Source organism: Microvirga vignae (genome assembly GCF_001017175.1).
Classification (GTDB): Bacteria; Pseudomonadota; Alphaproteobacteria; order Rhizobiales; family Beijerinckiaceae; genus Microvirga; species Microvirga vignae.
In genome coordinates, this window is the sequence record NZ_LCYG01000005.1 from 1 (window position 1) to 20,300 (window position 20,300).

Sequence of the window (20,300 nt, forward strand, 5' to 3'; positions counted from 1 at the left end):
CGATAAACGGCTTCGCTCAGCGGGATTCCCGTATCCCGGTCGACCAATTCCAACGGGGTAGGCCCTTGATCTGACATCCAAGCTCCCGGGTTGATGCTTCCAACCTTTGAAGCAAAGAAGATCTTACTTGACCAGTTCATCCGTTTGGATATTTTTGTATACAAACGTGCTCAATATCTCAAGGGGGAGGGCGAGCTCTGCCGCCATTGAGAGAAAGCGATGCTGAGACCGCATGATCCATATCGGGGAACGGTCTCGCCTGGAGTTGCGCTGGCAAGCCTGCTGGAGATTGAGGCAGATGAAGGTTGAAACCGCCCTGTCGAGAGACCTGCCGCCATCGGAGGGGGCGTACTCGGCATTGCGTACGAACGCACAAGACCAGAGCGTTCCAGTCGAGTTGACGCGGAAGTACGACGTCCTGGTTGTTGGTGGAGGCAATGCTGCACTCTGTGCGGCCATCAGCGCGCGCCGGTCAGGTGCTTCCGTGCTGGTGCTTGAGGCCGCACCCAAATTTTACCGGGGCGGCAATACCCGGCATACCCGCAACATGCGCTGTGCCCATGACACGGCGACCGAAATCCTGACAGGCCCTTACACGGAGGACGAGTTCTGGGAGGATCTGCTGCGGGTGACGGGCGGCCAGACGGATGAAGAACTCGCCCGCTTCATGATCCGTGAGTCGAAAGAGATCCTGCACTGGATCGTCGAGCAGGGGGTCCGCTGGCAGCCTTCTCTGGGCGGAACGCTCAGCCTCGGGCGGACGAACTCGTTCTTCCTAGGGGGCGGACGAGCGATGCTGAACGCGCTCTATCTCACGGCGGAGCGCCTGGGCGTCAACGTGCTCTATGATGCGGAGGTTGTCGACCTCGACATTCAGGCCGGCAGGTTCACGTCCGCTACGGTTGCCCATGGCGGGCAGCGGCATGACGTTCGTGCCGGCGCCTTGGTTGCCGCCGCAGGAGGCTTCGAGGCCAACATCGAATGGCTGAAGCAGTACTGGGGAGAAGTTGCCGACAACTTCCTTATCCGCGGAACGCCTTACAACCGTGGCTCGGTGCTCAAGATGCTGCTGGACAAGGGCGTGCAGCAGATCGGTGATCCGACGCAGTGCCACGCCGTCGCCATCGATGCGCGTGCGCCGAAGTTCGACGGCGGCATCATCACCCGCCTCGACTGCGTCGTCTTCGGCATCGTGGTGAACAAGAACGCTGAGCGCTTTTATGATGAAGGCGAGGATGTCTGGCCGAAGCGCTACGCGATCTGGGGCCGCCTCGTCGCGGCTCAACCGGATCAGATCGCCTACATCATCTTCGACGAGCCCTCTCTTGAGCTCTTCATGCCATCGCTCTATCCGCCCGTGAAAGCGGACAGCATCCGGGAGCTCGCCGGAAAGCTCGGGCTCGACCCTCAGGCGCTCGAGGCCACTGTTGAAACCTTCAACCGGGCGGTGCGGCCCGGCACGTTCGACCACACGATCCTGGACGATTGCCGGACGGAGGGGCTGACGCCGCCGAAGAGCCATTGGGCGCGGCCGATCCGCACCGCTCCTTTCTATGCCTACCCGGTTCGCCCGGGCATTACTTTCACCTATCTGGGCACGCGCGTGAACAAAGAGGCGCGGATGCTCATGTCCGATGGCAAGCCGTCAGCAAACATGTTCGCCGCCGGAGAGATCATGGCAGGAAATGTGCTGGGCAAAGGCTATGCCGCCGGCATTGGAATGACAATCGGCAGCGTCTTCGGACGGATTGCCGGGCGGGAGGCCGCAAAAAATGCACGCAACTAAAGCTCTTGAAGAAGCCGATCGTCTGATGACGGTCTGCAATTCCTGCCGCTATTGCGAAGGATTGTGCGCAGTGTTTCCGGCCATGGAGATGCGGCGCGCTTTCACGGATGGCGACCTTAACTACCTGGCCAATCTCTGCCATAGCTGCGGCGCGTGCTACACCGATTGCCAGTTCTCGCCGCCACATGAGTTCAACGTCAATGTTCCCCAAACCTTGGCGAAGGTGCGTAACGATTCATACAAGTTCTACGTTTGGCCGCGCGCCCTCGCTCCCATTTTCGAGCGCAATGGGCTCGCGATCAGCCTCATCGCTGCGCTCAGTGTCGGGCTTTTCTTCTTCGGCCTGATGGCCATCAACGATCCGGCCGTGATGTTCGGAGTGCAGACGGGGCCGGGGGCGTTCTACCGCATCATGTCGCACAACGCGATGGCGGGCGTGTTTGGCGCCGCGTTCTTCTATGCCATCGCCGCCATGATCATGGGCTTCCGCATGTTCTGGCGCGACATCGGCGAGACGCGCGAAACGCTGACCAACAGTGTCTCGGTCTGGCAGGCGATGAAGGACACGATGGCGCTGCGATATCTCGACGGCGGCGGACCGGGCTGCTTCAACGAGGACGACCGGCCGACCGACCGTCGCCGCCTCTATCACCACCTGACCTTCTACGGTTTCTTTCTCTGTCTCGCCGCGACGAGCACGGCGACCCTCTACCATTACCTGCTCGGCATGCAGGCACCCTATCCCTGGTATGACCTTCCAGTCGTCCTCGGAACCTTGGGTGGCATCGGGCTCGTCATCGGGCCGGCGGGTCTCATGTGGGCGAAGGTCAAGCGCGATCCGGCTCTGCGCGATGAGAATGGTCGCAGCATGGAGATGGCTTTCACCGCGATGCTGTTCCTGGTGAGCCTGACCGGCCTGCTGCTTCTGGTGCTGAGGGCAACCCCCGCCATGGGAACGGTGCTCGCGCTGCACATGGGATTCGTGTTCGGCTTTTTCATCACGATGCCCTACAGCAAGTTCGTCCACGGCATCTACCGTTTCGGCGCGCTCATTCGATACGCGAAGGAGCGCCGTGCCCTTCACGAGCCTACGCCATCGAAGGCTCGAGCACTTGGAGTTCCTGACGCCAAAGCAGGGATCTGAGGGCGCGATTGAGCCAGTATCAACTCCACAAAAGCCGCCACGACAAAGATGGCGGTCACAACATCTCACAAGGAGAAGGCGAATATGGGGTTTAACCGGAGGACATTATTAGGATTGGCGTTGATTGCTGGCGCGGCTCTGCCGTCGGCAGGTAGCGCCCAGGAGGGCAACCTGAAGATCATGGCGCCCGCTGCTCCTGGCGGTGGATGGGATCAGACGGCACGGGCAGTCGGACAGGCTCTCACGGAGGCGGGCTTGGCCCGATCCGTGCAAGTCGCAAACGTCCCGGGTGCAGGTGGCACGATTGGCATCGCTCAATTCGTGAACAGCGCGAAAGGCGATGCAACCCAGCTGATGGCGAGCGGATACGTCATGGTAGGTGCCATCATCACCAACAAGTCGCCCGTCACTTTGGATCAGGTCACCCCGATTGCACGACTGACCGGCGAGTGGCAGGCGGTTGCCGTTCCGGCGTCCTCTCCGATCAAAACCATGAAAGAGCTCGGCGAGCTAATCAAAGCCGACCCGGCAAAGGTCACCTGGGCCGGTGGTTCGGCCGGCGGGCCGGACCATATCCTTGCTGCGCTGATCACGAAGAATGTCGGGGCTGATCCCAGCAAGACCAACTACATTGCATTTTCTGGAGGCGGCGAGTCGCTCGGTGCGCTTCTCGGCGGCAAGGTGACGGCCGGCATCAATTCGCTCAGCGAGTTCATGAGCCAGGTCAAGGCGGGCAAGCTGCGTCTGCTGGCGATCTCCACCCCGGACCGCCTGCCGGACGTTGATGCGCCGACCCTGAAGGAGAGTGGGATCAATCTCGAGCTTTCCAACTGGCGCATGATCGTCGCTCCGCCCGGCATCAGTGCCGATGAGCGCGCTCGCCTCACGAAAATGTTCGAGGATCTCGCCAAGTCCGACGCGTGGAAGAAAATGCTCAAGACCAAAGCCTGGGATGACATCTTCCTGACGGGGCCGGCTCTCGACGAGTTCGTGAAACAAGAGCAGGCTCGAACCGCCGCAGTGCTTCAGGATGTCGGGCTGGTGAAGTAATCACAGCCAGATTTAAAACTGTGAGGCGCGCCTATGGCGCGCCTTATAATGTCGGACTTCTGCAACGTTCAGGCAGCAAGCCACCGGCGCAGATCGCGTACCTTCGTGAGCTCGTCGAGCCTGAGCACGTTGTGAATCAGTTCAGCCGCCCGCCCGGACCCGATGATGGGTTCCATGAGATCGAGAGCCTTCGCCTCGATCTCGCTGCCGTCCATTGGATTGTCTGGTGTGCCACGCACAGCTTTGGCATGATGCCGGAGGTGGCGACCATCGGTCGTCTCGATCTCCACGATGGCCTGTCGGGCCGGAGTGGCAATCGTGAGCTCGGCGCTTGGAACGAGTTCGATCAGCCTGCGAATGGCCGTGACGGCTGGGTCATTCATCCGCTCGCGGTCATGGCAGCTCTCGAACGTCACCGTGCCATCGACGAGTGCAAGCGCGGCGAGATGTTGAACGCAGACATCCGGCATCGTCCGGTTGTCGACGATGTGAATCCGATCGTCGGGCATCGTGATGATCACGCGCCTGACATGCTCCGCTTTCAGATTATTGGTTTCGATCAGGGCTACCGTCGCATCCAGCACGGCTTGAATGGGCGATCCCACGCACCACTTCTTGATGGAGGCCCGCATGATCTCGAAACGAGACCCAAGCCCGTCCGTCAGTTGGGATGGATTGGGATTTTCACCGAAAGCGGTGAAGAGATTGTGTTTACCCGAAAACGGATCATCTACGGCCGAGAAACCAGCGGCGACCATGGTTGCCGCCGCGACACCATTGCGCGCGCCCATGCCGCCGAAGTCGAAAGCTTTCTCCACATGCTCCTTGTCGCGCTGCCAGAATGGAACGCCCGATGCCTGTTGGGTCGCATATGACAAGACATGCCGGACACGCGTTGCATCGAAACGGAAAAGGGCGGCAGCCGCAGCGGCTGCGCCGAAGGCGGGTCCTAGACTATGGGTGCTGTGACGGGCGGTGTCGGGTCGGTTGAAGCCAAGTGCCATCGTGGTACGGGCGCCAATGTCATAGCCAAGTGCCACGGCACGCAGGAGATCCTGTCCGCTGCGGTCCTGGTGCTCTGCGATCGCCAGAGCTGCGGGTACGATCCCGCAGCCGGGATGGAACCGCCCTGCTAGATGCGAGTCATCCGTCTCATCGGCATGACCGGCCATGCCATTGGCAAGAGCGGTGCTGGCGGCCGGCAGAACAAGGGAGGTTCCGAGGACCACTGCTTCTGGATTGCCTCCAAAGGAGCCAACGTAAGCTGCCGCAAGGCGGCCTGCTCTCAAGCGTGATCCCGACAGGATAGCCGCAATCGTATCGAGGATGTGATGCTTCGTCTTGAGCGCAACGTCCCGCGGTATGTCGCGATCAAGCGTGCCGGCGATGTATTCCGAGAGAACGGAGCTCTCATGTGAAATCTCGTGGGCTGACTGATTGTGCATTGGGTCCTCCTCCAGCTCATTGCCCTCTGTGTCCGCCCAGATCGTTAGAAGCAGGCAGCTTCGCCCTGTTCATCATGATCCTTCCCCTCAGCGGATCGGCTGATTGCTGGAGTTTCGTTAGATCCTGAGATTGGCTGTAGATTGTTGACAATCCGAGTTTCGCACATGAATACTCGTGCATGCAAAGCAATACAAGGCTGTGGCCGGACAAAAGATCGCTTTGCCTGTTGAGGAGGAGCAGCCAAATGAGCAGTCAGGTCACTCGGGCAGAATACGGGGCTGCGGCCCTTGATCTGAACATCACCAAAGACCTGTGTGCCTTTCTGGCGGTGCTCTCGTTCGAGGATCTGCCTGAGGCCGCCGTGCATGCGGGCCGGCGGGGCGTACTCGACTGGCTCGGTTGTGCTCTTGCCGGGAGCAGGCACCCGACGATCACCAAGCTGCTTTCCGTTCTCGAGGAGGTCGGCGGCCCCGCAAGGGCAACGGTGCTTGGACGACAAACCAAGCTCGGGTTGCTCGATGCGCCGATTGCCAATGGTCAGATGGGCCACGTGCTCGATTTCGACGACACTCATTTGGGAGGGGTTGTGCTTCACGCCAGCTCCCCCATCCTGTCGGCGCTCTTTGCCCTGTCTGAGAGAAATGCGGTGACTGGCAGGGATCTCCTGACAGCCTATGCCGCTGGGTTCGAAGCAGGTGTTCGCGCGGGGCAGGGGGCGCCGGCGCATCATGCGGGAGGATGGCATCTGACAGGAACGCTCGGCTCGATCGCCGCTGGAGCGGCTGCGGGACAGCTCTTAGGGTTGAACTCTCAGCAGATGGTCCATGCTCTTGGCATCGCGGCGACGCAGGCGGCGGGCATGCAGCAAAACCGAGGCACGATGTGCAAATCGTTCCATGCCGGCAAGGCGGCATCGAGCGGCGTCCTGGCTGCGCTGCTCGCACAGAAGGGTTTCGACAGCTCGGATGAAATCCTCGAGGGGAAGCGCGGTTTCTGCCGGATCTACAGCAGCATCGCCAAGACCGAGCTTATTCTCGACCAGCTCGGCGAGCGTTGGGAAATCACCCGAAATGGCCACAAGCCCTATGCGTGCGGGGTCGTGCTGCATCCAACCATCGACGCGATGATTGCGCTCGCCGCAAGAGCGCCTGCTGCGGATCAGGTCGCGACGATCGAACTGCGAGTGAATCCTTTGGCCGTATCGATCACCGGCGTTGCCGATCCCAAGACAGGTCTCAAATCAAAATTCAGTCTCACTCATACCGCGGCCGTCGCCTTCCTGGACCGTGCGGCGGGCATTGCGCAATACACGGATGAGCGGGCCCGCCATCCAGATGTCGCCGCTCTGCGTGATCGTGTCGGCGTCCAAACGGATGAGAGCCTTGGGAAAGACCAGGCCTGGGCTGCCGTCGCCATGCGCAATGGCGACCGCTACGAACATCAGGTCGTCCATGCGAGCGGCACCGTGGACAATCCGATGTCCGATGCTGCCATTGAAGCGAAGTTCCTGGCGAACGCGATGCCGGTGATCGGGCAGGAGAGAGCGTCGCGCATCCGTGACGTGGTCTGGCACCTCGATCAGTTTGGCGACATTCGCGGCCTGTTAGACCTATGCGCCTGAGAGACGATCTCCTCCCGTCCTGGCGTGTCATCCCGAGCCTTGTCCTGGCCGTCGGACTAGGCTGGCTTGCATCCCATGCTCATGTGCCGCTGGCCTGGGTTCTCGGGCCTTTGATCGCGACGGCCTTGATCTCCATCGCCGGGTATCCCGTTTTCGCGCCTGCTCTCGGGAGACGTCTTGGACAGGCTATCGTCGGCACCAGTGTCGGCCTCAACATCACCGCAGCAGCCGTTGGTGTCCTGGTCATGTGGGCCCCATGGATGGTTGTGACGGCGCTCGTCGCAATCCTGCTTGCGGCAGCCTTGTCCGTGCCGATGTCCATGATCAGCAAGATCGATCACAAGACGGCCTTCTTCTCTCTCACCCCAGGCGGGCTCTCCGAGATGGCGAATATCGGCGTCTCCGTGGGCGCCGAGCCGGAGCCGATTGCCGTTTCTCAAGCGCTGCGCGTCGCTCTGTTGGTCTGTCTCATGCCCCCTCTGATCATAGCCTTGGGCATCGACGGAGGCCTGATAAACCAGGCGGGTCAGATCCAGCTTTCCTGGCTGCACGTCATAGCGGCGCTTGCGGCCGGACTGGCCGGCGTCGTGATCACAGGGCTGCTGCGCTTCAACAATCCCTGGACTGTCGGAGCAATCCTTGGCACCGGGATCGTGGCGGCAGCGGGCTTGCTGACAGGGCGCATGCCGGGAAGTCTGTTCGCGCTTGGGCAATTCCTGATCGGGCTTTCGATCGGCGCTCGCTTCCGGCGGGAAAGCCTTGTACGGCTCCCGCGCATCTTCATCGTGAGCAGCTTGTTCACGATCCTGCTGTCCATCCTGCTCTTCGCCTATGCCGGATTCGTGTCGGCCCTGACCGGAATCGATCTTGCGAGTGTCGCGCTCGGTTCATCTCCCGGGGGGATGGCCGAGATGGCTCTGACGGCGCAGGTGCTTCACCTCAACGTCGCGCTCGTGATCGCCTTCCATGTCATTCGTGCCTTCTTCGTGAACGGCTTCACACTCTATTTCTACAGGTTCTTCAGTTGGATAGGTCTCTTTTCAGGCGTCGCGGCCATCCTTGGCGGCCGCCGGCACCATTGAGGGGCAAATAGATCCGATGCGAAGAGGTGATCTTGACCGGCTTTATACACTGTGCACTAATGTATACAATAAGTTGTCTGCGGTTGCCATAAGGTCGCGGAGGCTTGAGGCAAAGAGTTCGTTGAAGGGCCGCTCGGAACGAACTCGCCCTGGCTTCCCGGAAGAGAGCGGAAAGCTCCTGCGACAAGATCGGTGGACCGTCCAGCAAAGCCGCTGAGCTTTGGCTCGGGCGAACGGAGCAAATGGGGAGGAAGCTGTGGCCGAGAGTAAACTGCTTGATGGACAGGTCGCCATCGTGACGGGCGGCGTGCGACGCATAGGCAAGGCCATTGCGATGTCCCTGGCCCGCGACGGGGCTGCGATCGTCATCAACGCGCGGTCTTCCCGAGACGAAGCCGAGGCCACGGCACGAGAGATCGAGGCCATCGGTGGGCGAGCCATGGTTCACATCGCGGATGTCACAGACGAAGGGGCTGTCGCCGGAATGGTTTCGGCGACCCTGGAGGCGTTTGGACGGATCGACATCCTCGTCAATAATGCAGCGATCCGCCGGGAAGTGCCATTCACGCAGATGACGCTGACCGAGTGGCGTGAGATCACGAGCGTCATCCTCGAAGGAGCCTTTCTGGGATCTCGCGCCGTTCTCCCCCACATGGTCCGCTCGCAATATGGGCGCATCATCAATATCGGTGGGGTGAGCGCGCATACGGGGGCTTACAACCGCGCCCATGTGGCGGCTGCCAAGAGTGGCCTGACAGGGCTGACCCGGGCGCTTGCGGTCGAGTTCGCTGCGCAGGGAGTCACGGTCAACTGCGTCGTTCCCGGCAAGATCGGCGGCAAGCGCTCGGCAACCTCCGGGCACAGCGTGTCGCTCCCGGGTGGCGGGCAGCCCCTGGTCGGCCATGATGGCGCGCCAGAAGATGTGGCGGAAGTTGTGCGAACCCTGTGCCTTCCAACCGGTGGTTTCATTACCGGCCAGACCATTCATGTGAATGGCGGCCTGTACATGCCGTAAGCCGGCTAGCTGTGCCGTAACGGTAGTAAGTTCCAGAATAGCTCTTGCCATTCAAGCAGGACTGGTGTGGTATCTAAAATTGTCGACAGTTAGCAAAATAAGCTGACCCATAGACCGCCGGAAAGGCGGCTTCGATGAACAAGGAGGAAACGGTGACATTCTCTCGGCTTAAAACAGCATTCTGCGCAGGCTTGGCGGCCGTCGGCCTGTTGGTGCAGCCCGCTCTCGCTGCTGATTACCCGCACAAGACCGTGAAGCTCGTGACGCATTCCAGCCCAGGCGGCGGGACCGATGTCTTCCTGCGCGAGCTGATCAAGCACCTCTCGCCCATCATGGACGTAACGTTCGTCGTCGAGAACGTTCGCGGCGGCGCCGGTGCCAAGGCGATCGCGTATCTCGCAGGATCGCCCGCGGATGGCAGCGTCTTCTATGGAACGACGCCGAGCTACATCAACACGTCGCTGCTCAGCAAACCTGAGAAGACGTTTGAGGATCTCGATCCGGTCGTGAACCTCTTCCAGGATCCGCAGATCGTCTTCGTGCGCGCGGATAGCCCCTACAAGACGCTGAAGGATGTCGTCGAGGATGCCAAGAAACGCCCGAACCAGGTGCGTGTCGGCGTCAGCACGCCGGGCTCCCTCGACCGTCAGGTCATGGAGCAGTTCAAGGCCGAGACCGGCACGGAGGTGACCATCATCACGCATGACGGCGGTGGCGACGTGATGCTGAGCGTTCTGAACGGCACGTCCAATGTCGGCATCGGCGAGATTGCCGAATTGCGCGGACAGATCGATGCCAAGAAGATCCGGCTGATCACGACCTATACCGAACAGCGGCTGCCGCAATTCCCCGACGTGCCCACTGCCAAAGAGCAGGGAATAAATCTCGTTGTCCGCAAGTTCCGTGGCATCGCGGGACCGAAGGGACTTCCGCGCGAGATTGTAGCAGCGTGGGAAGATGCGACCCAGAAGGTGCTTCAGGACCCGAAGTTCAAGGCTTGGTATGAGAAGGATGCCCTCATCCCGGCCTATATGGATCAGGCCACATACAAGAAGTTCACCGCTGATTTCGCGGAAGGACAGAAGGCCTTCTTCACGAAGTACGGCATCACGACCGAGTGACCTGTTTGAGCAAGAAGCGAGGCTTTTCGGGAGAGTGATGATGCGCAGCAATCTGATCACAGGGGTTCTTCTTCTCGTCTTCTCGGTGATTTTCTGGTTGGGCGCTGATGCAATCCCGAAAAGCCGCCTCAGCGGCAGCGTGGGCGCGGATGGTCTTCCGAAGATGCTGGCGATCGCACTGGGCGTTCTGTCGATCGGCTATCTGGCCCAGACATTGCTGACGGCGCGGATGGCGGGACCCGTCGTAGGACCCAGGCGCGAAACCAAGACGGTGGATTACACACGCCATCTCAGGGCAATCGGCATGATTGTTCTCGGAGCCGTCTATGTCGCGATCGTCCCTTATCTCGGCTACATCCCGAGCATTGCTCTGCTGTTGCTGAGCGTTGCTCTCTACAACGGCAAGCGTCCTTCCCGTGGACTGCTCTTGTTTGCCGTTCTCGGCGCGATCGGATTCTACCTGCTGTTCGTCAGGCTTCTGGAAGTGCCTCTGCCGGCAGGGATCTGGCCGAGTCTCATTGGCTGAGCATGGGCGCCGACGAGTAGTCGGCTGCCCACTCCTTGAATTGTCTCAGGAGCGTATCGATGGAAGGCCTCTTCTACGCTTGGCAAGCAGTGACATCCATGCCCGTTCTGGCAGCCGCTGTAGGCGGCGTCCTATGGGGCATCCTCGGAGGAGCTCTCCCGGGCATCTCGCCTTCGATCGCGATGGCTCTGCTTTTGCCGTTCACCTACAATCTGCCGCCTCTCGTTGCAGTGGTCCTCCTCGCGGCTGTCTATGTGGGGGCCGAATATGGCGGCTCCATTCCGGCCATTCTCATCAGGACTCCCGGCACGAATTCCGCCGCGGCGACGGTGATCGATGGATATGAGATGCAGCGTCAGGGGCGGGGCGGCGAGGCTTTGGGTCTCTCGCTTGTCGGCGGAACGATCGGCGGCTTGTTCGGTCTCATCCTGCTGTCGACGCTGACCGAACCGCTTGCAAGTCTCGCGCTGGTCTTCACGCCTCCGGCCTATTTCGCTCTCGGTATTCTGGGCATCAGCATCATCGGTTCCTTGTCGGAGGGAGCACTCCTGAAAGGTCTTATTGCCGGTGTGCTCGGCATGATGATCGCCACCGTCGGCACGGACCCGATTTCGGGTGTGAGCAGGTTCACTTTCGGAAATCCCAATCTGCTCGAAGGAATTCACTTCATTCTCATCATGCTCGGCATCTTCGCGGTTGCGGAGCTCATGACACAAGCGGGCGAGGAGCGCTGGACGGAAGGCAGCAGGCCCGATACGACGAACGCGCGCCTCAAGCTTCCCAGCCTCGCGACCCTGTGGCGTCTGCGCAAGGCGCAGGGCATTGGTTGCGTTCTGGGAGCCGTTGAAGGTGCAATTCCCGGCGGGGGCGGTTCCGTTGCGGCCTTCCTGTCCTACAACGAAGCTCGCCGCTGGTCGAAAGAGCCCGAGAAATTCGGCAAAGGATCGGAGGAGGGCGTCATTGCGCCCGAGACTGCCAACAACGTCGTGTCTGCGACCGCAATCGTGCCGACATTGAGCTTCGGCATTCCGGGGTCGAACTCGACCGCCATTCTTCTCGGCGGCTTCCTCGTTCACGGCTTGCAGCCAGGACCGCTTCTGTTCACCACCAATCCCGATATCGTCTATGGGCTCTTCGGCGGCCTGTTCACGGCCAATATCATGATGTTCCTGCTCGGTATCGTGATCCTAGGGCCGTGCATCTGGCTCGTGCAGCGGCCGAAGCCATATCTCATGGCCGCCATCTTCGGCCTGGTCGTGTCCGGCGTCTATTCGATCGACCACAGCCTCTTCGATCTCTCGATCGTCCTTGTGGCGGGCATCGTCGGTTACGTGATGCGCGTGCTCGGTTTCCCGCACTTGCCCCTGATCCTTGGCCTCGTGCTCGGATACATGATCGAGTCCAATTACCGTCGCGCGTTGCTGATCACCAACGGTGACCACATCGTCTTCCTGCAGGATCGCGTGAGCCTGGGTCTCCTGATCTGTGCTGCTCTCATCATCTTCTTCTCTGCCCTGAGGGAGGTCCGGCGCTACAGAAAGCCGATTGTTTTGCCTGAATCGCAGATTCAGGAGAACAAGCACGATGCAGCATCCTTTCCTTCATAAGACGATGCATTCAATCCTGACCTGACGATACGGATAGACGACATGGCAAAAGAGAACACGCCTCCGCCCGGCCAGGCGATTGCGGAGCAGTTTGCAAGCTGGGTATCGGCCTTGGACGATGCTTCTTTCCCGCAGGAGCTTCGGAACGCTGCAACAGCGGCCCTCATCGACCACGCCGGATTGGCCGTCTCGGCCCGTCATGAGGACTACGTACAAGCCATCGTATCCGCCTGGGAGGAGGGGGGATCCTGCACGGCTTTCGGGCACGCGCGCGGCTATGATGCAGCGGGTGCTGCTCTGATCAACGGAACGGCGTCGCATGGTGAGGATTATGACGACACCTTTGAAGGCACGCCCGTGCACACCAGCGCGGTCATCGTACCGGCCGTGCTGGCCGCTTGTGAGCGTCACGGAAGAACAGGCGCCGATGCGTTGAGAGGAATAGCGGCTGGCGCAGAACTGATGTGCCGCATGGCCATCGTCGCGCCGACGGCACAGCACCGGGCTGGATTTCACCCGACAGCGATCATCGGCGCCATCGGTGCCGCTGCCGGAGTCGGCACGGCGCTGCGCCTGACGCCAACTCAGCTTGTCGACTCGCTCGGCATCGCTGCGAGCTTCGCCTCGGGCATCATCGAGTATTTGGCTGAGGGAACCTGGACGAAGCGCATCCATCCCGGCTGGGCTGCTCAGGCGGGATTGCGCGCGGCATCGCTCGGGCGCGCAGGATTCAAAGGGCCCAGAACCGTTTTCGAAGGTGAGCACGGCTTCTTCTTTGCCTTCGGCGTGCCGGACATCACCCCGGACTACTCGCGCATCACATCCGATTTGGGGCGCGAGTGGAAGGCCAGTCGTATTGCCTTCAAGCCCTATGCATGCGGCACGATGGTTCAACCGTTCATAGACTGCGCTATCCGTCTCGCGCGGGAGGGCGTAAAGCCTGAGGACATCGAGGATGTCCTCTGCAAGGTCGGAGAGGGAACCGTACACCGGCTGTGGGAGCCTCTTGCGGAGAAGCGTCGTCCATCGACTCCATATTCCGCCAAGTTCAGCGTTCCCTTCGGTGTTGCAGCCGGCTTCGTCGACCAAGCGGCGGGGCTGGGTCAGTTTACCGAGGAAAGGATTCGGGATCCCCAGATCCTGGCGCTTGCGGGAAAGGTCAGATACGAGATCGACCCGAATGACGAGTATCCGAGGAACTATACCGGAACTGTCATTGCGAGATTGAGGGATGGAAGCATCCGAAGTGCGCATCAGCCCCACATGCGCGGTGGTGCGCGAGAGCCGCTTTCTCGTGAGGAGATCCTCGCAAAGTTCTACGCGAATACGCGGTATGGCGGCTGGACGCCGTCCCAAGCCGACGCTCTTTCGCAATGGTGCGAGCGTCTCTTCGACGCTCCGAGCCTTTCTGGAATCGAGACATTTCGCGGCTGAACATGAATGAAGCGCGGATATGTCGTCCGCGCTCGTTCTCAGAGACAGATGATTGCAAAAGGGCAGGTCCTCATCGGGACCTGCCTTGAATGTTTGAGCTTATCGGGCCGGGATGCCCGCTTCGATGATCGGCATAAGCGAGGAAGCGTTCGCAACATCCCGGCAAAGTGCAATGAAGCGATCTGCGCCCGATGCTCCCAGAACGGGTTCGCAGAGGTCGCGCACCTTTCCGTCGAGCTCTTCGTTGCTCATCGGGCGATCAAGGCTGCCGATCGCGTGCTCGACGAAAAGTTCATGTGCCTTCCCGTCCGTCGTGGTGATCGTGACCTTGACCTGATCCTCGTGAATGCCTTTTTCCGCCTCGGCTCTCACCTTGCGCCGCAAGGCGACGATCTTGGAATCCGTCACCACCTCATCTGCATATTCATGTTCGCCGCAACGGCCATAGACGATCGCTGCCGCGCAGGAGTGGTAGACAGAGAACTTTCCTTCGAGGCCGGTCCTGGGCTCGGTTTTGCCGGTCAGCTCGAGCACGAGGGGGTGAACCTTCAACTCGATCGAGGCAATGTTCTCTGCTGTCAGGCCATGGGCGTTTCTCAGCTGAATGCAGCCATCCAGAGCCGGGTGGATCACGATTCCGCAGGCGAAGGGCTTGTAAGTGTTGAGCGATATCTCCCAGGTCTCTCCCAGCCTTTCCGTGATCTCTGCAGGGTCGAACTTCGTCGACAGCACATGTGCGAATCCTCGTGGAGCTTCGATGCCTCGCTCGGAGCTGGTGAAGTTCTGGGCTGCCAGATGAGCCGCGAGAAGCCCGTTCTGGGCGGCCCGACCCGGATGGAATGGCTTGCACATCGTGCCGAACATCTCACGAAGACCCGACGACTGAGTCGCCGCAATGCCAAGCGCCCACGTCATCTGCTGCGCATTCAGGCCCAAAATCTTGCCGGCTGCAGCCGCCGCTCCGAAGACACCCGCCGTTCCCGTGATGTGCCAGCCCCGGTCGTAGTGTTCCGGATAGACGGAATTGCCGATCCGGCATTCCACTTCGACGCCGAGAATAAAGGCATGCAGAAATTCCCTGCCGCTCATGAGGCGCGTTTCGGCGAGCGGAAGGAGGGCCGAGGCGATGGGACCAGCAGGGTGAATGATCGTCTTCAGATGCGTGTCATCGAAGTCGAAGACGTGTGACGAGATGCCGTTCAGCAGCGCAGCGTGGAGCAGATCGAGCTTGTCACCCCGACCGAGAACCGTTGCCTGTCCCTGGCCCGCAAAAGGGCGGATCGCGGCGAGCGTGCGGTCGAGGGTCGGGTGAATTGAGCCGCCGACAGCGCAACCGGCCCAGTTCAGGAACGAGCGAACCGCTTCCGTATAGACGTGCTCGGGTATGTCGTCTGCCTTCGACGCGACGACGAAGTTCGCGAGAACCTGTGTGACCTTCGACCGGTCGATAACTGCGGAATCCATTTTTGGTGTTCTCCAAGTAACCCGAAGCGGATGCGGCTCCGATTGCGCTTCACTAGGGTGATGGAGGGTCCCAAAAAAATTGTCAACAGTTAACGAAAAAATGCTTTATCCTGAGTGGGTCCTACAACCCATGCCGAAGGTGTCCCATTCGATGATGCTTCGCTCTCCCTCAGAAGAACTGGCTGTCCTTCGCACATCTTCCCTTGCTGCCGTCGTGGAACGCGAAGTCGAACGCCTGATCCTCAATGGGCGGTTCTCCCCTGGTGAACGGATCAACGAGAACAAATTGGCGTCGGAGCTGGGGACGAGCAGAGGTCCGGTCAGGGAAGCGATCCGCGCCCTGGAGGGTTCGGGGCTCATCGTCTCGGTTCGAAACCGAGGCTCGTTCATTCGCCGCCTGTCGGTTCAGGAGGTGAGGGAGGTCTACGAGATCCGTTCTGCGCTGTTCGGCCTTGCCGGAAAGCTTCTCGCCGAGCGGGTCACGGCAGATCAGCTTGAGCGTCTGAACGGTTACGTCACCGGGATGGAGGAAGCCTCCAGGGAACGCAACTTCGACGCTTATTATCCACTCAACCTGGCCTTTCACGAGTTCATCGTGGATTCTGCCGGCAATGCCATGCTTGCGCAGCAATACCGGAGCTTCGTCAAAAAGCTGCACCTGTTCCGAGCCCGCAGTCTCGTCCAGGGTGGAGGTCTCGGCGTTTCGAACAAGGAGCACCGTGAGATGCTGTCTGCCATAACGGCCCGGGATCCCGTCTGGGCTCACGAGGCGCATTGCCGCCATGTCGTCTCGGCACGGGATCGCCTGCTGAATGTCATCGAAGCTGAGGCAGGCAAGCCAGACCGAACTTGAGCATCATCCCGGCGCTGCCCTTTCCAGCATGCAGCAGGACGCGTTGGCCCGGGGATCCTGGTTCCGGCCGCATTCCCGCGCGTTCACGTTTCAGCAACGCCAGTCTCCTCGGAGGCAAGTCAGCGAACTTGCGGAAAGTAAATTGTTGACAATCCGGGATATGTCGCTGAAGCTCACCCTAGGGCACTCAAAGAGGTGCTGGCCGGCATGCCGGCTAAAGAGGGAGGTGAGATGAGCTACGTCGAGCTGACGCGTCTTTCCAAGAAGTACGGCACATTCGCCGCAGTCAACGATGTCAACCTCGCGATCGCAAAAGGCCTTCTGGTCTGTCTATTGGGACCATCCGGCTGTGGGAAGACCACGACCCTGCGCCTGATCGCTGGTTTCGTGGAGCCAAGTGAAGGCGAGATCAGGGTCGGGGGGCGCACGATCTCGTCTCCAGGGCGTAGCGAGCCGCCTGAGCGGCGCAACATGTCGATGATCTTCCAGAGCTATGCGCTCTGGCCGCACATGACGGTGTTCGAGAACGTCGCTTATGGCCTGCGCCTGCGGAAACTCCCCCGTGAAGAAATCGCCCGGCGCGTCGAAAGCATTCTCGATGTCGCCAAGCTGAAGCCTCTTGCCGACCGTTATCCCGGCGAGTTGTCCGGCGGTCAGCAGCAGCGTGTTTCTCTCGCCCGCGCCCTTGTGGTCGAGCCGGAGACGTTGCTGCTCGATGAGCCCTTGTCCAATCTCGATGCCAATCTCCGCGAGGAGATGCGCTTCGAGATCAGGCGGCTCCACGACCAGTACAGATACACCACCGTCTACGTGACGCACGATCAGTCCGAGGCCATGACGACCGCTGATCTGATCGTCGTGATGAACCAGGGACGCATCGAGCAGGCCGGTTCTCCGGAAGACATCTACAAGAGGCCGCGCTCGGAATTCGTGGCGAAATTCATCGGGGGCGCCAACGTTCTGAAGGGCGAGCGCCTACCGGGCGATGCCGTGGACGTGGGGGGTGTCGTGCTGCGCTGTGGAAGCGGCGACTTTGCCGCTCAGGGTCCCACCTCGGTTGCCATCCGGCACCACGATATCAATCTCGCCACCACCGCTCCCGCGCTTGGCGAAACGAACTGGGTGCCCGGCACGGTCACCCGTCAGGTCTATCTCGGATCTCACCGCGACTATCTGGTCACGCTGAGCAATGGGGAGGCGATCCGCACCGTCACGCCGGCGGATATCGCCGTCCCACAAGGGCAACCGGTCTGGCTCCATCTTCCGCCGGAGCACTGCCGTGCGCTCGCACATTAAGGGAGGAAAGACATGATGAAACGCAGAACTGTTCTGAGCGGAGCGCTCGTCAGCGGCCTCGCGCTCCTCGGTGCCGGCGGTCTCGCCTGGGCGCAGGCGCCAGCTCCTTACGAGCCCAATCAGGAGATGATCGACGCGGCCAAGAAAGAGGGAACCGTCGTCTGGTACACGGCGACAGACGTGCAGGTTTCGGAAAAAGTCGGCAATGCTTTCGAAGCCAAGCATCCCGGTATCAAGGTGCAGGTCGAGCGGTCTGGTTCCGAGCGCGTCTTCCAGCGCATCAGCCAGGAATACGGCTCAGGCATTCACAAGGCAGACGTTATTGAGACCTCCGATGCCGTTCATTTCCTCCTGTTCAAGCGGCAGGGCTGGCTCCAGCCAGCGGTTCCGAGCGATGTCGCCAAGTCATGGCCGGCGCAGGTGAAGGACCCCGACGGGCAGTTCGCCGCTTACCGCGCGCATCTTTCGGTCATCGGCTACAACACACAGCAGGTCAAGAAGGAAGAAGCGCCCAAGAGCCATGCTGATCTCTTGGATCCCAAGTGGCGCAATCGGATCGTGAAGGCGCACCCCGGCTACAGCGGCACCATCATGACGGGCACGCACGCCCTGAGTGAAGCTCTTGGCTGGGATTACTTCGAGAAGCTCGGAAAGCAGCGTATCATGCAGGTGCAATCGTCCACCGAGCCGCCGAAGAAACTGGCTCAGGGCGAGCGCTCCGTCATGGCCGACGGCAACGAGTACAACATGTTCATGCTCAAGGAGTCGGGCGTTCCTGTCGAGGTCGTCTACGCCACGGAAGGCACGCCGATCGCCATCGGGCATGCGGGCCTTCTGAAGAATGCTCCTCACCCGAATGCCGCGAAGCTCTTCTATGCGTTCCTGTTCTCCCGCGACACTCAGCAGCTGATCAGCGATGTTGGCGGGCTGCGCTCGTTCCATCCTGAGGTCAAGGAGAAGGAGGGGCGCACCCCACTGTCCCAGATCAAGATTCTCTACTCTGATCCGACGAAGCTCGAGCCTCAGATCGAGGAGATCAAGAAAAAGTACGAGGTGAACTTCGGCACCTGAGCATCGATCCTCGGCGGTAGTGCGGGTTAGATTTTCCGGAGCAGTGAATGAACGTCTCGATCTCACTTCCGATGCCGGCACGGCACGGACGCATCGACTTGTCTCGACCGATCTTCGTCGTGCTGGTATTGGCGCTGGGCCTTCTTGTCGTCCTGCCCCTGTTCTGGCTCGCCTACTACAGCCTGTTGGACCAGAACGGCCAGTTCACCCTGGCCAACTTCTCGGCTCTGGTGACCGATCCAACCCTGCGCCGTCCGTTTCTGACGGCGCTTGGGATGGCCCTCGGCGTCGGGGTCCTTTCCTGTGTCATCGCGACACCGCTCGCATGGCTCGTCGCGCGCTCGGACCTGCCCGGGCGTACGGCGATCAGAGCGCTCGTCACCGCCTCCTTCGTGACGCCACCGTTTCTGGGTGCGATTGCCTGGGAGATCCTGGCCGCTCCCAACAGCGGTCTCATCAATGTGGCTTACCGCAGCCTCCTGGGCTTGGAACCTTACGAATATCTCGTCGACATCTACACGTTCGAAGGCTTGGTGTTCGCAATCGCATGCTACACGTTTCCTTATGTCTTCACCCTGGTCGTGAATGCCTTGGAGCGTGTTCCGTCGGACCTTGAAGACGCATCCTCGATGCTGGGCGGGCGCCTCTCGACGACGTTGCGGCGGGTGACGATTCCTCTGGTCCTCCCGGCAATTCTGGCCGGCACGATGATCGCCATTCTTCAGGCGCTCACCATGTTCGGCTCACCTGCGATCCTGGCGCTTCCCGCCGGCTTCCATGTGATCACCACGAAGATCTGGAGCCTGTTCCAATACCCGCCCAAGCCCGGCCTTGCCGCGGCTGCGGCCTTGCCTCTGCTCATCGTCACCATCATGCTTCTCTGGGGGCAGGCTCGGATCCTGGGACGTCGCGGCTATACGACCCTCGGCGGCAAGAGCAGCGATCCTCGGATCGCCAAGCTCGGGCGCTGGCGCTGGCTCGCGATTGCGTTCGTGGTATCCGTGCTGCTGCTGACGGTTCTTCTTCCCTATGCGGCGTTGCTGAAGACGGCTCTCACGCGCACGGTTGCCGAGCCGCTCACCTGGAGCAGCTTCACGCTGCATCACGTGAACTTCGTCTTCTTCGAGTTCTCGGCCACGAAGCTCGCTCTCCGCAACACGTTCCTGCTCGGTTTTCTGACAGCGACGATCGGGACGGCGATTGCTCTCGTGATTGCCTATCTGGTAACCCGGCGATCCGTTCCGGGAAGTCAGCTGCTCGGGTATCTCGCGACGGCGCCCGTCGCCATTCCCGGTATCGTTCTCGGTGTCGGATTGTTCCTGAGCTACTCCAATCCGAGCCTTATGCTCTATGGTACCCTTTGGATCCTTCTCATCGCCTTTCTGACGATTGAGATGCCCGCAGGGTATCAGCAACTGTCATCGGCCTTCAAAAGTGTGCATCCCGAGCTTGAGGAGGCGAGCCGCATCCTGGGCGGGACCCGGATGACCACTCTGCGGCTCATCACGGCTCCGCTCCTCCGCTCGAATGTCGTCGCCACTTGGTGCTTCGTGTTCATCGGCACCATCCGTGAACTCTCGGCGACGATCCTGCTGACGACGGCCGAGACGAAGCTCGTCTCCGTCATCATCTATGACCTCAACGAAAGCGGCGATCTCGGCGCGATCTCCGTCCTCGGGATCATGCTGCTCGTGATCTCGTTCGCTGTCGTCATCATTGCCAACCGGCTTCCCGTGCTGGGTGGGCAGCGCCTGCCAGCTGCGCGTTAATGCGAAGGCAAGGCT

16 protein-coding genes are annotated in these 20,300 nt (G+C 60.6%); 14 read left to right on the top strand and 2 right to left on the bottom strand.

The window, feature by feature from the left end:
• The first annotated feature begins 397 nt into the window (after positions 1 to 397).
• From tcuA to AA309_RS01650, 3 genes are all read left to right on the top strand, one after another.
• Positions 398 to 1,786, top strand: a complete 1,389-nt coding sequence (tcuA, locus tag AA309_RS01640; protein WP_047187326.1) for an FAD-dependent tricarballylate dehydrogenase TcuA — start codon at positions 398 to 400, stop codon at positions 1,784 to 1,786.
• Positions 1,773 to 2,930 (top strand): tricarballylate utilization 4Fe-4S protein TcuB, encoded by a 1,158-nt coding sequence (gene tcuB / locus AA309_RS01645; RefSeq protein WP_047187251.1) that lies wholly within the window; start codon positions 1,773 to 1,775, stop codon positions 2,928 to 2,930. Before tcuA ends, tcuB begins: the two co-directional genes overlap by 14 nt.
• Before the next feature lie 84 nt (positions 2,931 to 3,014).
• The gene (locus tag AA309_RS01650; RefSeq protein WP_047187252.1) at positions 3,015 to 3,980 is read left to right on the top strand and encodes a Bug family tripartite tricarboxylate transporter substrate binding protein; all 966 of its coding nucleotides are present in this window, start codon (positions 3,015 to 3,017) and stop codon (positions 3,978 to 3,980) included.
• Between the two features lie 68 nt (positions 3,981 to 4,048).
• On the opposite strand, the gene AA309_RS01655 is transcribed toward AA309_RS01650, so the two are convergent.
• A complete protein-coding gene (locus AA309_RS01655; protein ID WP_047187253.1) occupies positions 4,049 to 5,425 on the bottom strand; it encodes an MmgE/PrpD family protein in 1,377 nt (458 codons plus the stop codon).
• Between the two features lie 245 nt (positions 5,426 to 5,670).
• On the opposite strand from AA309_RS01655, the gene AA309_RS01660 reads away from it, so the two are divergent.
• The 7 genes from AA309_RS01660 (at position 5,671) to AA309_RS01690 (ending at position 13,832) form a co-directional block, all read left to right on the top strand.
• Complete coding sequence (locus tag AA309_RS01660; RefSeq protein ID WP_047187254.1) at positions 5,671 to 7,047, top strand: MmgE/PrpD family protein; 1,377 nt, start codon at positions 5,671 to 5,673, stop codon at positions 7,045 to 7,047.
• On the top strand, positions 7,038 to 8,129 hold the full coding sequence (locus AA309_RS01665; protein WP_047187255.1) for an AbrB family transcriptional regulator: 1,092 nt from the start codon (positions 7,038 to 7,040) through the stop codon (positions 8,127 to 8,129). Before AA309_RS01660 ends, AA309_RS01665 begins: the two co-directional genes overlap by 10 nt.
• Positions 8,130 to 8,385: 256 nt before the next feature.
• Positions 8,386 to 9,144, top strand: coding sequence for an SDR family oxidoreductase (locus AA309_RS01670; RefSeq protein ID WP_047187256.1), 759 nt, complete (start codon positions 8,386 to 8,388; stop codon positions 9,142 to 9,144).
• A gap of 152 nt (positions 9,145 to 9,296) precedes the next feature.
• A complete protein-coding gene (locus AA309_RS01675) occupies positions 9,297 to 10,265 on the top strand; it encodes a Bug family tripartite tricarboxylate transporter substrate binding protein (protein ID WP_200901923.1) in 969 nt (322 codons plus the stop codon).
• A gap of 37 nt (positions 10,266 to 10,302) precedes the next feature.
• Complete coding sequence (locus tag AA309_RS31585) at positions 10,303 to 10,791, top strand: tripartite tricarboxylate transporter TctB family protein (protein WP_160310378.1); 489 nt, start codon at positions 10,303 to 10,305, stop codon at positions 10,789 to 10,791.
• A gap of 59 nt (positions 10,792 to 10,850) precedes the next feature.
• Positions 10,851 to 12,398 (top strand): tripartite tricarboxylate transporter permease, encoded by a 1,548-nt coding sequence (locus tag AA309_RS01685; protein WP_047187258.1) that lies wholly within the window; start codon positions 10,851 to 10,853, stop codon positions 12,396 to 12,398.
• Between the two features lie 42 nt (positions 12,399 to 12,440).
• Complete coding sequence (locus AA309_RS01690) at positions 12,441 to 13,832, top strand: MmgE/PrpD family protein (protein WP_047187259.1); 1,392 nt, start codon at positions 12,441 to 12,443, stop codon at positions 13,830 to 13,832.
• Positions 13,833 to 13,931: 99 nt separating this feature from the next.
• Here AA309_RS01690 and AA309_RS01695 read toward each other — a convergent pair whose 3' ends face one another.
• Complete coding sequence (locus AA309_RS01695; protein ID WP_047187260.1) at positions 13,932 to 15,296, bottom strand: MmgE/PrpD family protein; 1,365 nt, start codon at positions 15,294 to 15,296, stop codon at positions 13,932 to 13,934.
• 151 nt (positions 15,297 to 15,447) lie between these two features.
• Between AA309_RS01695 and AA309_RS01700 the strand changes: the two genes are divergently transcribed.
• From AA309_RS01700 to AA309_RS01715, 4 genes are all read left to right on the top strand, one after another.
• On the top strand, positions 15,448 to 16,149 hold the full coding sequence (locus tag AA309_RS01700) for an FCD domain-containing protein (protein WP_047187328.1): 702 nt from the start codon (positions 15,448 to 15,450) through the stop codon (positions 16,147 to 16,149).
• A 231-nt stretch (positions 16,150 to 16,380) separates the two neighbouring features.
• Complete coding sequence (locus AA309_RS01705) at positions 16,381 to 17,445, top strand: ABC transporter ATP-binding protein (RefSeq protein ID WP_047187261.1); 1,065 nt, start codon at positions 16,381 to 16,383, stop codon at positions 17,443 to 17,445.
• Positions 17,446 to 17,457: 12 nt separating this feature from the next.
• Complete coding sequence (locus AA309_RS01710) at positions 17,458 to 18,516, top strand: ABC transporter substrate-binding protein (protein ID WP_047187262.1); 1,059 nt, start codon at positions 17,458 to 17,460, stop codon at positions 18,514 to 18,516.
• Between the two features lie 47 nt (positions 18,517 to 18,563).
• Positions 18,564 to 20,285 carry an ABC transporter permease gene (locus AA309_RS01715; RefSeq protein ID WP_047187263.1) on the top strand — a complete coding sequence of 574 codons (1,722 nt, stop codon included), beginning with the start codon at positions 18,564 to 18,566 and terminating at the stop codon, positions 20,283 to 20,285.
• Positions 20,286 to 20,300 lie beyond the last annotated feature (15 nt).